The sequence below is a fragment of the Sporosarcina sp. A2 genome (genome assembly GCF_050858885.1).
In the GTDB taxonomy this organism is placed as follows: domain Bacteria; phylum Bacillota; class Bacilli; order Bacillales_A; family Planococcaceae; genus Sporosarcina.
This window is the reverse complement of the sequence record NZ_CP193898.1, coordinates 1,496,177-1,511,307: the sequence shown is the minus strand read 5'-3', so window position 1 is coordinate 1,511,307 and position 15,131 is coordinate 1,496,177. Positions and strand designations below refer to the sequence as shown.

Here is a 15,131-nt window from a genome sequence, read left to right as displayed (position 1 = left end):
CTAATTCTCCTTGCGTGTAAAGTCTTTATGTAGTGTATCACAGGATGACTCGACTCTGGTTTCAAAAGCCGTTCGTTTTCATTCATGTGGTTTCCATGTAGAATAAGAACGAGTGATAGAAGAACTTTATCCAGAGGATTACGAGAGGGGCTCATTTTAATGAATGCTTATGAAGAATACATGCAAGGTGTCGTACAGCCGATGCGAAACGAATTGGTCGCAACCGGTTTTAAAGAGTTGCTTACGGAAGAAGACGTGACTACTGCAATGGAAACACATAAAGGAACAGCTGTTGTCGTCATCAATTCTATTTGTGGATGTGCTGCTGGTTTAGCGAGACCCGCTGTACGCGAAGCTCTCAGTCAAGTAGACAAACAACCGGATGATCTGTTTACAGTATTTGCTGGACAAGAAAAAGAGGCAACGGCAAAAATGCGTAATTATTTCCCGGAAGTGCCACCAAGTTCTCCTTCCATTGCGATTGTAAAAGATGGAGAGCTCGCTTATTTTATTCCACGAGAACAAATTGAAGGCTTTGAAATGGAACAAGTGAGAGACCATTTAACTGGTGCATTGAACCAAGTCACAGCTTCGTGAACAAGGTCATCATTACAACTGCCGGTAGACCTGATTGCGTTACCGAGAGTCTTGCACGTAGTGCTCAGATAGCCCTAGGGTATGACTGGATTCCACGCAAAAAACGATCGGTGAAACAATTAATGGATAGTTATGCGTGTGATGTCTTAGTAGCAGGGAAGCAACGATATGAATTGTATCGCTATGGTGCGGTGGAGCCGTTCTTCTTTCATCCTGATACATCTGCGTTTCGCTTAAAGCGATTAATGAAAGGTGAGTCAGATCCACTCATAGAGGTGTGTCAGTTGGCCCAAGGAGATTCGTTTTTAGATTGTACGCTCGGCTTAGCGACAGATAGCATCGTCGCATCTTATGCTGTCGGCGCTACTGGTCACGTCCAAGGGGTCGAAGTGGATCGTGATGTAGCATTCATAACCGCAAAGGGATTACAACAGTTTGAACCGAAATTCGATGAATTAAAGGAATCTATGCGGGGAATCTCAGTCGTTCAGAATTCTGCTGCTAGCTTCTTATCAACATTGCCGGACAATTCATTTGACGTCGTATATGTAGATCCGATGTTCACTCAAGTTATAAAGGAATCTACAAGCTTTGCACCGTTACGAACTGCGGGTGTTAGTGGTGGACTAACTATAGAATGGGTGGAGGAAGCAAAACGGGTTGCTACAAATCGAGTTGTCGTAAAAGCACATTTTAGCGATTCTGTGTTTGAACAATTTGGATTCACTAGAATAATCCGACCCAATACAAAGTTCCATTTCGGATTCATACAAAAATAAAACGCCAATCGGTTTCTCGCGAAACCGATTGGCGTTTTGTGAATTAATGCGTGAAATTGAGTGAGCTTAAATATAGGACGAATACCAGCATGCCGATTCCGGCGATTAATTGAACATCCATCTGAGAAACCTCCTTAAAAAAACATACACGTGCTCTAAAGTTTATTGTACAATGAAATTAGAAAAGAGGGAACCTTTTCGGTTATTTTTCGTACTGTTCTGAAAGCGGTAATTCTAAAATACATAGATGTAGGTGATGAGATATGAAAAAATGGTTGCAGCAACTGATGATCATTTCAGTCGCATTTGTCACATTTGGTGTCATTTCTCCTTCTCATGAGATTTGGTCCACCCTTCATGATAAGGAAGATGTAAAAGAAACAGATCATCCTCAGCATACGTCACAATATGCTGTCCATTTCGACTCTCCTTATTTCGATCGACTCGAAGCGGATGACGATCGCCTAACGGAAGAAGATTTGGTAACAGGGGCTCATACGCTCGCTTTCACAAAGTTCGGCACAAAAATCGGTCCGATTATCGAAAACGAATTCGATGAAGTGATTTTCCCTCAAATCGAGAAAGTGATACGGGAAAAAATTGGCGAGCATGTGCAGATGAACCGGAAGTTAGCAATCTCCGAGCATCCTTCTGGCGGTACTGCTGAAAAGATTTTCAATATCAAGGATGTAGAGGCGGATAAAAACCTGCTGCTTTTCCACGTCCGTACTGAAAAGCGTCCGCAAGACGGATACTTCTTCAATTTCCATTACCATCTAGCGGAAGACGACTATCAGACACATTACGCACTCGGTGATGTCTATTGGTCCAAAAATACACCACCGAAGTGGCTGTCCTAACAGCTGACACGGTGGTTTTTTGTTTGACTTTTTTAATTTGCGGTAGCGAGGTGCTGCTTGTTATACTATAGGATAACTGGAGGGCTGTACCATGAAACAATATTTAGATCTTTGCCAGCACGTACTAGACACAGGAATTCAAAAAGGGGATCGCACAGGAACCGGCACATTGAGTGTATTCGGTTATCAGATGCGCTACGACCTTCAAAAAGGATTCCCTTTGATGACTACTAAAAAGACGGCGTTCCGCCTCATTGTATCTGAACTGCTTTGGTTCTTAAAAGGAGACACCAACGTTCGTACATTAGTCGAAGAAAACAATCCAATTTGGGACGAATGGGCATTTGAAAAATGGGTAAACAGTGAAGAGTATACTGGACCTGATATGACGGACTTCGGAAGACGTGCTCCTGTTGATGAAGAATTCCGTGCAAGCTATCAAGTGGAAATGATGAACTTTAAAAAACGAATTATAGCAGAGTCATCATTTGCAGAAACTTATGGCGATCTTGGGCCAGTTTACGGAAAACAGTGGCGGAGCTTTGGGACGGGTTCTACTGAAGCAGGACATCAGCCGATTGACCAGATTGCACAGCTGATTGAAGGATTGAAAACGAATCCAGATTCAAGAAGACACATTGTCACCGCGTGGAATCCAACTGAAATGGAAGATATGGCGTTGCCACCATGTCATGCACTCTTCCAATTCTACGTAGCGGATGGAAAATTATCTTGCCAACTCTATCAGCGGAGTGCAGATGTTTTCATCGGTGTTCCGTTCAATATCGCCTCCTACGCGTTATTGATTCATCTAATTGCACTCGAGACTGGCCTGATTCCCGGGGAATTCATCCACACACTAGGGGATGCCCATATATACTCGAACCATATAACACAAGTCAAAGAGCAATTGTCAAGGGAGCCACGTGAGCTACCTACTATAAGTGTAAACATGGAGGGTAAGTCGATTTTCGAATTGACCACTTCAGATATCGTACTGAATAATTATGATCCACATCCTAAAATAAAAGCACCAATCGCTGTTTAAAAAGGAGGGATACGATTGATATCACTATTAGCCGCACACGACGAAAATCGTGTCATTGGAGTAGACAACAAGATGCCTTGGCACATACCTGAGGAATTGAAGTATTTTAAAGAAAAGACGATGGGGAAAGGAATCATCATGGGAAGGAAAACGTTCGAATCGATCGGTAGACCGTTACCCGGACGCCTCAATATCATTCTGACCAGAGATGAAACCTATCAAGCTGAAGGTGTGGTCATTGTCCATACGTTTGAAGAAGCTCTAGCGCGCGCTGAAAGCTATGCAGAGGAAGTTATGGTTATAGGTGGCGCACAGATATTTGAGATGGCGATACCCTATGCCGACAGGCTCTATACGACGATCATCCGTCGCACATACGTCGGTGATACATTCTTCCCCCAGTATAGCGTTGGGTGGAAACTTATCTCTGAAACAAAAGACCATCATACAGATGATGGACTTGCTTATGCCTATCACATTTATGAACGGGAAACTGCAGCCTAACAAAATAAAAAGGCAGCCACGCTGTGGCTGCCTGCAAGTCTTTAAACAAATAGTAATACACTGAAGTACATGGAAGCGCTACCGGCCAAAACAAACAAATGCCATATTGCGTGGTTGTATGGTAGACTGCGCCATGCATACACTAAAGCACCAACTGTATATAACACACCACCGATTACGAGCAATGCAATACCTGTTCCTGTGAGTGTCGCGTATAATGGTTTTATGGCAATAACAATAAGCCATCCCATTACGATATATAAAATAAGAGAAACGACTTCAAACCTGTGGATGAAGAATACTTTGAAAACCGTGCCGAAAATCGCCAATCCCCAAACAATTCCGAAGAGTGTCCATCCGAATGTTCCCCCGATTGCGATTAAAACAAAAGGGGTATAGGTACCAGCAATCAAAAAGTAGATCGATGAATGATCGAATATCGAGAACAGCTTTTTGAACTTTTCGGGTAAGCTATGAAGAAGTGTACTCATCGAATAGAGTAAAATCATCGAAACCCCAAAAATGATGTAACTGACAAGCGCAAGTGTATTGTGCTGTTCCATTCCTTTTAAAATGAGGAAAACCAGCGCAGGGATACTTAACAGTACACCGATGCCATGTGTAATGGCATTCCACCGTTCTTCTTTACGGGTTTTATAGTCAAACGCGCTTTCCATGGGCGAAAAGCCTCCTTTACGTACATTATACTAAAATAGAAACGTAGTTTCCACTGACAGAGGAGAGAATGAAATGAGCAAAATTAAAATTGTGACAGATTCAACCGTCGACCTAACTGAAGAAGAAATTCGTACTTATGGAATACATATTGTCCCTTTAACAATCCATATTGATGGTGATGTTTTTGAGGATCGCATCACACTCGGGCCTGAAGAATTTTTGGATAAAATGGCGGCCGCAGCTGAATTGCCTAAGAGCTCGCAGCCCTCGTCAGGGATTTTTACAGAACTATATGACGAGCTTGGTAAAGATGGAAGTGAAGTACTTTCCATTCACATGACTGGTGGTATGAGTGGAACTGTTAAATCTGCAGAAGCAGCTTCGAAAATGACGGACACAGCTGTGACAGTAGTCGATTCTCGATATATTTCTCATGCGTTAACGTTCCAAGTAATTGAAGCCGCAAAGATGGCCGAAAAAGGCGAATCCATGGTAGAAATAGTGGACCATCTGAACGACGTACGTAAAAAGACAATGCTCTTCGTAGTTGTCGATAAATTGGATAACCTAGTTAAAGGTGGACGCATCGGTAAAGGTAAAGCGATTATTGGGTCATTGCTTAACATTAAGCCGATTGCATCGCTTCAAGACGGAGTGTATACACCAGTTGGTAAAGCCAGAAGCCATAAGCAAGTGGCTGCGCAACTCTTTGCCTCGTTTAAAGAAGATACAGCAGGGAAGATAGTCAAAGGCGTAGGCATTTCTCATGCACATGGTTTGGCGATGGCAGAACCATTAAAACGTTTAATTGAAGAAAGTGGCTTTACAGATGTTCGGTTTTCATTCACCTCTCCAGTAGTTAGCACCCACACTGGTGCAGGAGCAATTGGATTCATGTACTATACCGAATGAGAAACAAAAAATATGAATGAGCAGGACTAAAATAAATGAAATGGGGAAAATGAAAGAATGAGAAGAAGAGCCTGGATTGTTTTTCTAGCCTTCTCATTGCTATTGACGGGGTGTGATCAAATGTTTAGAAATAGCGCCGAACCCTTCACTGAACGACGGACCATTGAGTTTACCAGCTGGGATATCCCAACGAGCTTTGTGCCGAAGTCTATACATGTTGTAGGGTTAGGGGATTCAATAACCCAGGGTGTGGGTGATGAACTCAATAAAGGTGGTTATTTCGAACGAGTAGCTTCAGACCTGACTGAATGGGAAGGTGTTTCTTTTGTAGAAACAGAAAACTTGGCAAAACGGGGTCGTCGAAGTGATCAACTTGCCAAGCAGCTACAAGATAAGGATATTCAAGCATCTATTAAGGATGCTGATGTGATTTTCATGACAATTGGTGGAAATGACATTATGAAAGTCCTGAAAGCTAATTTGTTCAAGTTAAAGACTAAACCTTTCTACCAAGAACTGAAAGGATACGAACAGCGATTAGATGAAATTTTCGGGACGATTCGTGCTCTCAATCCTGATGCACCAATCATTATGTCCGGTCTATACAACCCAATGCTTCTAATCACAGACGAAGTGAAAGAATTTGACGCCATCATTGACGACTGGAACGAATCGATTGAAGCAAGGATTGAGTTGGACGGCAACAGTTGTTTTGTTCCTGTTGCAGATTTGTTTGAAGAAAATACAAATATTGTCTATCATACAGACTTCTTCCATCCTAATTCTCGAGGATATACATTAATGGAAGAACGTTATGTAAAATACCTGGAAAATTGGGGTTTGCAAGAACTATTCCAAAGGGAACTGGAAATGTAGGAGATGATAACATGAATCGATGGAAAATTGCTTTTTTCACTCTTTCAGGAATGGTAGCAGCAGGATTTGCAGGAGTCCTCTTCCTTTTAGGTTCCACGGGAAACTCCCAACCATTACCGCCTACTGAAGTGATCCAAGAGGGCGATGCCAACATCCTCACCGTCCGGATTGCTAAAAAAGATTTTGAAGGTATTGCAAATACGTATATTCGGGAAGCTATGAAAGGCGAAAAGATTCCTGTTCAGATGAAAGTAAAAGAGGATGTGATTTTGTATTCAGAGCTTACGGTATTCTCTTTCACAGTTCCAGTGGTCATGCATTTCGATCCGATTGTCCGCGAAGACGGAAACTTAATCTTAAAACAATCTTCTATGGAATTAGGCCAATTAAACATCCCGCCTTCAAGTGTATTGAAAGTATTACGGGATTCAGTGAAGTTGCCTTCATGGATGATAGTTCGTCCGAAAGAAGAAGAGCTCTTTATCGATCTTTCTAAAGTTCCGGTTGCAAAAAATGTCACTGTGAAAGCAAAAACATTCAATCTAGAAAAAGATGAAATTGTACTTGAAGTATCCATCCTCAAAAAATAAGGAGTGGTTTACAAATATGAAGCAACTTGCTACATTTGCGGGCGGATGTTTTTGGTGCATGGTAAAACCTTTCGATAAGTATGAAGGAGTTCACTCTGTAGTATCCGGTTACACGGGTGGAGATGTACCAAATCCGACCTATCAAATGGTCTGTTCGGAAACGACAGGTCACCGAGAAGCGGTTCAAATTGAATTTGATGACGAAATTATTTCTTATCAAGAATTGTTATCTGTATTTTGGCGTCAAATCGATCCGACAGATGGTGGCGGACAATTTTTCGACCGCGGAGAATCTTATCGAACAGCTATTTATTATCATTCACCTGAACAACAGGAACTGGCTGAACAATCAAAGCTAGATCTTGAACAATCCTCTAAATTTACTAAACCCATTGCTACTGATATTTTACCTGCGAAAGCATTTTATTTGGCAGAAGAGGGTCATCAAGACTATTATAAGAAAAATCCAGGGCATTATAATCGTTATTCTGTCGGGTCTGGTCGTGAAGGATTCAAATCAGAGAATTGGAGTGAGTGATCATGAAAGAAGAGCTGAAGAACAAATTAACTGAAATGCAATACCATGTCACGCAAGAAAAAGGTACTGAACCTCCATTCCGCAATGAATTCGATAGCCATTATGAAGAAGGCATCTATGTTGACATCGTGTCAGGAGAGCCACTATTCAGTTCAAAGGACAAGTATGATGCGGGGTGTGGATGGCCTAGCTTTACAAAACCTATTGTAAAAGAAGAAGTAACTGAGCATTTCGATACAGCTCATGGCATGAGAAGAACTGAAGTGCGTAGTAAGACCGCAGATTCGCATTTAGGACATGTCTTTCCAGACGGGCCAGGCGAAGCAGGAACGAGATATTGCATTAACTCTGCTGCATTACGATTTGTTCCTGTAGAGAAGTTCGAAGAAGAAGGTCTGAGCGAATACAAAGCTCAATTCTAATAAGATAGGGGGTCCGCAGATGGATCGCTCTTTTTACCAATTTGTTTGTTCATACAGAGGCGGAGAAAAGCACGATCCTTACTCTCTTTTTGCCGATAGTATGTTTAATGATCTAAGTTTCCCGAAGTATGAACGTTCTTTTGATACACTATCACGTTATATCGAAGAAAAAGCTGATCCTTCTATGCCTTCAGTTTTGTTTGACGAACTGTATCGGCATTTCGAAGATCGATTCCTTTAACCAGGCGGTTGTTTCATTGCAAAACCGCCTGGTTAATTGTATGATTAGAACAGAAAAATGAAAAAGAGGTGCATTGTAGAGATGAGTATACATATTAATGCGAAAATGGGCGATGTCGCCGATACGATTTTACTTCCTGGAGATCCACTCCGCGCGAAGTATATTGCAGAAACATTCCTTGAAGACGTAGTTCAGTACAACGAAGTTCGTAACATGTTCGGCTATACTGGAACGTACAAAGGAAAGCGTATTTCCGTTCAAGGGACTGGGATGGGCGTTCCATCGATCTCAATTTATACAACTGAGCTTATGCAAGAGTTCGGTGTAAAGAAATTGATCCGTGTTGGTACTTGTGGTGCGATTCAAAAAGACGTTAAAGTACGCGACGTTATCCTAGCACAAAGTGCAACAACAAACTCACCCATTAACCGCACATTCTTTAATGACGTGGACTATGCTCCAACTGCAAACTTCGATTTGCTCTTGAAAGCATATAACGCTGGTAAAGAAAAAGGCTTACACCTTCAAGTGGGAAATGTTTTCACAGAAGATTTCTTCTACAACGAGCATGCAGAACACGAAAAACTAGCTTCTTACGGTGTGTTAGCTGTTGAAATGGAAACAGCTGCATTGTATACACTTGCTGCGAAGCACGGTTGCCAGGCACTTTCAGTTCTTACAGTAAGTGACCACATCTTAACAGGTGAAGCAACAACTTCTGAAGAACGTCAAACTACATTCAATGAAATGATTGAAGTTGCATTAGAAGCTGCTATCCAGGAATAATACCAAAAGGGGCCGCCAGAGAGTTTGCGGCCCTTTTTCGACTATATTACGCATTACGAAGTAGAAAGTGGGATCGCGAATGGATGAAAACGAACAACAAGGGCAGAACCGTTCTCCTGAGCCTGAACATCAGCCTGCGCATAATCGGTATTTTAAGATCAAGCCGTTCTCATTCGTCATGTTGATTTTTACGCTAGTCATTTTGACTGCAGGAATTACGTTTTTCGCGCTAACTTTTGGCGAGGACAAAGTCGTAGAAGTGGTGAATCCACAGAAGACGGACCGTCAGGAATTCCAGAAGTTGTATGACGCATATGATGAAATCAAGAAAAATTATTATGAAGATATTGATACAAAAGTCGTGTTAGATGGTGCAATTAACGGAATGGTCGATTCATTGGATGATCCGTATTCCGATTATTTGAATACGGAAGAAACTGAACATCTAATGGAAAACATCTCTTCAAGCTTCCAAGGAATTGGTGCTGAAATCCAAGAAGCAGATAGCTATATTAAAATCGTCTCTCCAATTAAAAACTCACCAGCTGAAAAAGAAGGGTTGTTACCAAACGACCTGATTCAAGCAGTAGACGGTAAAAGTATTCAAGGTATGTCTTCTTCAGAAGCTGTCTTGCTTATCCGTGGTGAAAAGGGTACGACTGTCACGTTGACTATTAAACGTGGAGATAAGGGCGAGCCTTTCGAAGTGAAGATTAAGCGCGACGATATTCCAATAGAAACTGTTTATGCAGAAATGCTAGATGGTAACATTGCGCATATTCGTATGACTACATTCTCTGAACATACGTATGATGAGTTATTGACTGCATTAGACGATATGGAAGCTAAAGGAATGAAAGGTCTTGTCTTAGACGTACGACAAAATCCTGGTGGCGTTCTTGATGGCGCACTTAAGATTTCTGATCTCTTTGTAGAAAAAGGGAAGACAGTCCTACAAACGCAAGAAAAAGGGAAGAAGCCTGTGCTTTATCCAGCGTCAGGAGAACGGAAAATAGACGTTCCAGTGGCTCTTGTAATAGATGATGGTAGTGCTTCAGCTTCGGAAATTTTAGCGGGTGCGTTGAAAGAATCATCGGACATCCCACTTGTAGGTATTAAAACATTTGGTAAAGGTACAGTACAATCACCAATGGATATGAAAGACGGTTCCAATTTAAAAATCACAACTGCGAAGTGGCTAACACCTGACGGCAATTGGATTCATAAAAAAGGAATTGAACCAGATGTGAAAGTTGACTATCCTACCTATGCAATGCTTCCATTCCTGGACCCTTCTGAAAAAATGAAAGAGGGACAGGTTTCTACAAACACGGAAGCTGCAAAAGAAATGTTGAAAGCTGTAGGTTATGATCCTGGTGAAATTGGTGGCCTTTTCGATGCTGCTATGACAGATGCTGTGAAAAAACTTCAAACCGATCTAAAACTTGAAGCAGATGGTGTTTTAACAGGAGATACAACGATTGGTCTAATGAACAAACTTCGTGAAAAAATCGAAAAAGATGATCCGCAACTATTGAAAGCTAAAGAAGTTGTGCTCAAAAAAATCGGTAAATGAGCAAAAGACGCCCAATCCAACCGGATGGGGCGTCTTTTCTACGAGAAAGGAATGAGTGAAGATGATTGATGTGTATTTATATAGTGGGTTTTTAGGTAGCGGAAAAACGTCTTTATTGTTGCATTCCATTGCACAACTGAAAGCAGCAGGTAAGAAGCCTGCAGTTTTGATGAATGAATTTGGAGAAATGCCGATTGACTCCGATTCGGTAGCCGGTTCTGGAGAGGTACCTTTAAAAGAGTTATTGAGTGGCTGTATTTGTTGCACAGGATCTGAAAAGACAGAGGCGCAGTTACAAGCCCTCTTAGAAGACTATGATGATATTGATGTTATTTTGATTGAAACAACTGGCGCAGCGCACCCTGTAGAAGCGCTAGACGCTATCTATTCTCCATTGTTCGCAGGTCGACTTCGTGTGATGGGGATTGTCACCGTAGCGGACGCACCGCGATTCTTACACCGAGAGGAGTTATCTCCGAGGATTCATGCACTGATGCTCGAACAGATACGTCATGCTCATCTCATCGCTTTAAACAAATCCGACTTGGTTACAGAGTCTCAATTAGCTACGATATCCATGGAAATCGCTAACTTGAACGATTCTGCACCCATTGTACAAACGGTGCAAGGTAAATTGGATTTCTCGTTTATCGGAAAAACATTATCCGCGGAGAAACCAGTGCAAAAACCAATTATATCTGGTAAAAACTTACCGCTTTCATCGAAAGTTATTACATTTACTCACCCTGTTCAGAAAGAGGACGTCGAAAAGTGGACAGCTAGTCTACCTGATACCGTTTATCGAATGAAAGGGTACGTTCCAATAGAAGGCGTTAAAAATCCGATGCTTTTCCAATATGCTTATGGAATGGCGAACTGGATGCCTGAGTATGTTAAGATGCCAACTCGTCTAGTGATGATTGGTGAAGGAATTGAATCCATTGATTGGGAGCAATGAATAGGCGATTTTAAAAGGTCTGTCAATACTATTTGAAATCCAATAATGCATTGTAATTCCATTGTTACCCAAGTCAGATACACTTCATCTCTCTTTTAAAAGAGATAGGGATTAAGATGGGCGACTATCCATAGTGTTCCAGTTTTGCGCCATCCTCCTTCGTATATGATAGTTTCGAAGGGAGGCGTACAAGATGAAAAAATCGATTGCAGTCATCTTACTCGGTTCGGCACTCGTATTGCCGAACACTAGCCAGGCAGAAGCTTCAACTCTAGATTCTGTCCAAATGAAAACAGTAGTAAAAACAATTTCAGTGGAGGGGAAGGGAAATCTTCTTCCGTCACAACTTCATTACAACAGTGAGGACTTACAAGCCTCTTATAAAGAATTCTACAAATGGTTCACGAAAAACTATGTGAAACCACAGGGGAAACCGGTAGAAAAGCCACTTCCACCGGTTGAGCAACCGACTCCGACACCTGACGAGAAACCAGTGCCGGAAACAAAGCCCGACAAGCCTGTAGAGCAACCACAGAAGCCAGACGAAAAACCAACACCACCTGCTGTGGAAAAACCAGTACCAACGCCACAACCTGAGCAAAAGCCGGATGTGAAGCCAGTGCCAACACCACCAGCAAAACCGACTCCAGAAGAGAAACCGGAACAAAAACCTGAACAAGGTCAAACTTCTGCTAGTCAAATTGAACAAGCTGTCTTAACACTAACGAATGCAGAACGTCAAAAAGCAGGATTGAATCCTCTTCAGATGGATGAGAAGTTAATGAACACTGCTCGTGCAAAATCAGCGGACATGGCTTCTAAAAACTATTTTTCTCATACGAGCCCTACCTATGGGTCACCGTTTGACCAAATGAAAGCGAATGGAATCACATATCGTGCAGCAGCTGAAAACATCGCAATGGGTCAAAGAAGTGCAGAGGAAGTCGTAAAAGGATGGATGGAGTCTCCGGGACATCGTCAAAACATCTTGACGCCTGGCTTTACACACATTGGAATCGGCTATGATGCCAGAGGAAACTACTGGACACAGCAATTCATTCAAAAATAAAAAATGCCTACCAAGCTAAAGTGCTTGGTAGGCATTTTTTTATGGAGTTTGAAGTGCATGTTTTCTCTGCACAGCTCTCAATCTAAAACTCAGTGTGGTGGCACCCACTGTCAATCCAGCAATTAGTCCAACCCAGTAACCGAACGGACCTAAATCGGTGTAGGAGGCGACTACGTAGCCGACAGGAAGGCCAATCACCCAAAGGGATATGAACCCCATCAAGAAGGTGACATTAACATCCTTGTATCCTCTAAGCGCTCCTTGAATTGGTGCTTGGACGGCATCAGAGAGTTGGAAAAGGGCTGCAAATACAAAGAATTGAGCAGATAAAGTAATGATAGAACGATCCGTTGTGTATAGAGAAGCGATTTGTTCTCTGAAGATTAGTAGTATCGCAATCCCGACAAAACTGAATATTACCGCGAAACTAATCCCGAGTAAACTATAGCTTCTGGCATCATCATTTCTATTTGCACCAATCGATTGACCGACTAATATTGTCGCACCCATTGAAATACTAAGCGGAATCATATACAAAAGCGAAGTGAAATTGAGCGCAACTTGGTGCGCAGAAATGACTTCGGTTGAATAGGCGCTCATCATTAATGTAACTACAGAAAAAATACTTGTTTCGATGAAAATAGACATGCCGATCGGTACACCGATAAGTAAAATCTCTTTCCAATACGTCCACCGTGGCATTTGCCAATGTTTCAGTAACTCGAACTTTTGATAAGGTTTACCCGTCAAAGCAACTGCAGCTGCAATTGTGAATACAATCCAATACGTAATTCCAGATGCATAACCGGCTCCTGCACCCCCAAGTTCAGGGAATCCGAAATGTCCGTAGATTAACAAATAGTTGAGTACGATATTGATAGGTGCAGAGATTAAAATAATTACCATCGATACTCGAGTAGAGCCTAATGCATCAAAGAACGAACGCAAAACCGTATAGGCAAATAAAGGGGCAAGTCCTACACACATCCCTTTAAGATAATCGATTGCGATCGAGCCCACAGGTGCATCAAGTGACATCGTCCGAATGATCGGGAAGAATACGAATAAAATCAGTCCAAATACAACTATCGCGAGTGCGATGGCTACATAGATTCCTTGTTGAACGGACGGTCTTATCTCTTCATGTCTTCTTGCGCCGATCTGTTGAGCAATGATGGGGGTTAGCGCCATCAAAATCCCAGCAAGCCCGGTATAGACAGGAACCCAAAATGAAGATCCAATTGTGACGCCTGCTAAATGGTATGTATCGTAGCGACCTGTCATAAGGATATCAAAGAACGTTACTAAATAAAGTGCGATTTGGGTAATTAAAATAGGCATGACAATTTTGGCGAAACGGAATGATTTTCTTTCCAGAGGAAGAGAAGATTCCATCGAAATCCCTCCTTTTTTTGATTCACCCCTTATTGTATCATGCTTCTTTTGGTATACTATCAAAAGAAACAAATGAGATCGACTTTATTTTTTATCAAATAGAAGAGGTGAACGGCCCTAATGAAACGGCCAGTTATCGTATTGACAGGCGGAGGAACAGCAGGGCATGTCTCTGTAAACGAAGCCATAATTCCAGCTATATTAGAACGAGGATATGAGATTCATTACATAGGATCTCATGAAGGTATTGAACGTGATTTAATAGGAAAAGGTCATCCTGAGGTGACGTACCACGCTATTGATAGTGGAAAACTAAGACGTTATTTTTCTATGAAGAATTTCACGGATCCGTTCCGTGTCGGTGCAGGTGTGTTACAAGCTTTATCAATTTTAATGAAATTAAAACCTGAAATCATCTTCTCAAAAGGTGGTTTTGTATCGGTTCCAGTTGTACTTGCTGCAAAACTTGTACGCGTACCGGTCGTAGCTCACGAATCCGATGTATCTCCTGGACTCGCAAATAAGATTGCACTTCCTTTCGTTAAACATATTTTTACTGTTTTTGAAGAAACGCTTGCATACGTACCTGCAGAACGTTCTTCTTGCGCAGGTGCGATCATACGGCCTGAATTGTTTGAAGGAGATCGTAAGACGGGGTTACGGATGTCGGGATTATCTGAAGACAAGCCGGTTGTTATCGTAATGGGGGGCAGCCAAGGATCCGCTGTTTTGAATGATGCGTTACGAGGTAATCTTCCGAAATTGCTGGAACACTTTCAAATTATCCATTTGTGCGGAAAAGGGAATTCAGATGAATCTCTGGACCAGACAGAAGGATATGTTCAATTTGAATACGTCACCGAAGGATTGCCACATTTAATGGCGGCATCTAAATTTGCGTTATCACGAGCGGGTTCTAATGCAATCTTTGAGCTATTAGCAGTACGTATCCCAATGCTTCTCGTGCCTTTATCTGCAGAGAAAAGTCGTGGTGACCAAATCCTGAATGCACGTCATTTCAAAAAGTTGGGATTTGCACATATTCTTAACGAAGAAGACATAAACGAAGAGTCGTTGTTAACGGGTCTTCTTGAACTTGCTGAGGACTGTCCTGTAATCGTGGAAACGATGGAAAAAACGGACGCAACAAAAACACCGGAAGAAATGGTGAATCTTATTCTTTCTTGTCGAACGAACGTGTGAAAACACTATATCCACAAAATGGACACTTGCTTTTCATTAACTCTTGCATGATTAGTTCACAGGGTGTAAACTAGTCCGCGGATAATACATGCAATAACT

The 15,131-nt window shown here is 41.9% G+C and carries 18 protein-coding genes; 16 read left to right on the top strand and 2 right to left on the bottom strand.

The genetic code is table 11. The features are described from left to right. The first annotated feature begins 159 nt into the window (after positions 1–159). The 5 genes from ACRPI0_RS07495 to ACRPI0_RS07475 all read left to right on the top strand — a co-directional run bounded on the left by ACRPI0_RS07495 (position 160) and on the right by ACRPI0_RS07475 (position 3,788). Positions 160–597 carry a BrxA/BrxB family bacilliredoxin gene (locus ACRPI0_RS07495; RefSeq protein ID WP_432355713.1) on the top strand — a complete coding sequence of 146 codons (438 nt, stop codon included), beginning with the start codon at positions 160–162 and terminating at the stop codon, positions 595–597. Continuing rightward, on the top strand, positions 594–1,376 hold the full coding sequence (locus ACRPI0_RS07490; RefSeq protein WP_432355712.1) for a class I SAM-dependent methyltransferase: 783 nt from the start codon (positions 594–596) through the stop codon (positions 1,374–1,376). The genes ACRPI0_RS07495 and ACRPI0_RS07490 overlap by 4 nt, the downstream gene beginning before the upstream one ends. Before the next feature lie 263 nt (positions 1,377–1,639). Further along, a complete protein-coding gene (locus ACRPI0_RS07485; protein WP_432355711.1) occupies positions 1,640–2,236 on the top strand; it encodes a YpjP family protein in 597 nt (198 codons plus the stop codon). A 91-nt stretch (positions 2,237–2,327) separates the two neighbouring features. Continuing rightward, positions 2,328–3,284, top strand: a complete 957-nt coding sequence (locus ACRPI0_RS07480; RefSeq protein WP_432355710.1) for a thymidylate synthase — start codon at positions 2,328–2,330, stop codon at positions 3,282–3,284. Between the two features lie 15 nt (positions 3,285–3,299). Beyond that, positions 3,300–3,788 carry a dihydrofolate reductase gene (locus ACRPI0_RS07475; protein ID WP_432355709.1) on the top strand — a complete coding sequence of 163 codons (489 nt, stop codon included), beginning with the start codon at positions 3,300–3,302 and terminating at the stop codon, positions 3,786–3,788. A gap of 41 nt (positions 3,789–3,829) precedes the next feature. On the opposite strand, the gene trhA is transcribed toward ACRPI0_RS07475, so the two are convergent. Continuing rightward, positions 3,830–4,465, bottom strand: coding sequence for a PAQR family membrane homeostasis protein TrhA (gene trhA, locus ACRPI0_RS07470; protein WP_432355708.1), 636 nt, complete (start codon positions 4,463–4,465; stop codon positions 3,830–3,832). Between the two features lie 73 nt (positions 4,466–4,538). Here trhA and ACRPI0_RS07465 point away from each other — a divergent pair, with 73 nt between their 5' ends. The 10 genes from ACRPI0_RS07465 (at position 4,539) to ACRPI0_RS07420 (ending at position 12,434) form a co-directional block, all read left to right on the top strand. After that, entirely contained in the window at positions 4,539–5,378 is an 840-nt protein-coding gene (locus ACRPI0_RS07465; RefSeq protein ID WP_432355707.1) for a DegV family protein, read from the top strand. 57 nt (positions 5,379–5,435) lie between these two features. Beyond that, the gene (locus ACRPI0_RS07460) at positions 5,436–6,254 is read left to right on the top strand and encodes an SGNH/GDSL hydrolase family protein (RefSeq protein ID WP_432355706.1); all 819 of its coding nucleotides are present in this window, start codon (positions 5,436–5,438) and stop codon (positions 6,252–6,254) included. A gap of 11 nt (positions 6,255–6,265) precedes the next feature. Continuing rightward, positions 6,266–6,844 (top strand): YpmS family protein, encoded by a 579-nt coding sequence (locus ACRPI0_RS07455; RefSeq protein ID WP_432355705.1) that lies wholly within the window; start codon positions 6,266–6,268, stop codon positions 6,842–6,844. A 16-nt stretch (positions 6,845–6,860) separates the two neighbouring features. After that, complete coding sequence (msrA, locus tag ACRPI0_RS07450; protein WP_432355704.1) at positions 6,861–7,382, top strand: peptide-methionine (S)-S-oxide reductase MsrA; 522 nt, start codon at positions 6,861–6,863, stop codon at positions 7,380–7,382. 2 nt (positions 7,383–7,384) lie between these two features. Beyond that, positions 7,385–7,804: a peptide-methionine (R)-S-oxide reductase MsrB gene (msrB, locus tag ACRPI0_RS07445; protein WP_432355703.1), complete on the top strand. Its 420-nt coding sequence runs from the start codon at positions 7,385–7,387 to the stop codon at positions 7,802–7,804. 19 nt (positions 7,805–7,823) lie between these two features. After that, complete coding sequence (locus ACRPI0_RS07440; protein WP_432355702.1) at positions 7,824–8,045, top strand: YozE family protein; 222 nt, start codon at positions 7,824–7,826, stop codon at positions 8,043–8,045. An 81-nt stretch (positions 8,046–8,126) separates the two neighbouring features. Then, the gene (deoD, locus tag ACRPI0_RS07435) at positions 8,127–8,831 is read left to right on the top strand and encodes a purine-nucleoside phosphorylase (protein ID WP_432355701.1); all 705 of its coding nucleotides are present in this window, start codon (positions 8,127–8,129) and stop codon (positions 8,829–8,831) included. 79 nt (positions 8,832–8,910) lie between these two features. Next, positions 8,911–10,407 (top strand): S41 family peptidase, encoded by a 1,497-nt coding sequence (locus ACRPI0_RS07430; protein WP_432355700.1) that lies wholly within the window; start codon positions 8,911–8,913, stop codon positions 10,405–10,407. A 61-nt stretch (positions 10,408–10,468) separates the two neighbouring features. Continuing rightward, the gene (locus ACRPI0_RS07425; protein ID WP_432355699.1) at positions 10,469–11,365 is read left to right on the top strand and encodes a CobW family GTP-binding protein; all 897 of its coding nucleotides are present in this window, start codon (positions 10,469–10,471) and stop codon (positions 11,363–11,365) included. Positions 11,366–11,558: 193 nt separating this feature from the next. Then, positions 11,559–12,434: a CAP domain-containing protein gene (locus ACRPI0_RS07420; protein ID WP_432355698.1), complete on the top strand. Its 876-nt coding sequence runs from the start codon at positions 11,559–11,561 to the stop codon at positions 12,432–12,434. Between the two features lie 39 nt (positions 12,435–12,473). Here the strand turns inward: ACRPI0_RS07420 and ACRPI0_RS07415 are convergent, their stop codons facing one another. After that, a complete protein-coding gene (locus ACRPI0_RS07415; RefSeq protein WP_432355697.1) occupies positions 12,474–13,829 on the bottom strand; it encodes an MATE family efflux transporter in 1,356 nt (451 codons plus the stop codon). Positions 13,830–13,949: 120 nt separating this feature from the next. Between ACRPI0_RS07415 and ACRPI0_RS07410 the strand changes: the two genes are divergently transcribed. Further along, positions 13,950–15,032 (top strand): undecaprenyldiphospho-muramoylpentapeptide beta-N-acetylglucosaminyltransferase, encoded by a 1,083-nt coding sequence (locus tag ACRPI0_RS07410; RefSeq protein ID WP_432355696.1) that lies wholly within the window; start codon positions 13,950–13,952, stop codon positions 15,030–15,032. Positions 15,033–15,131: the final 99 nt, after the last annotated feature.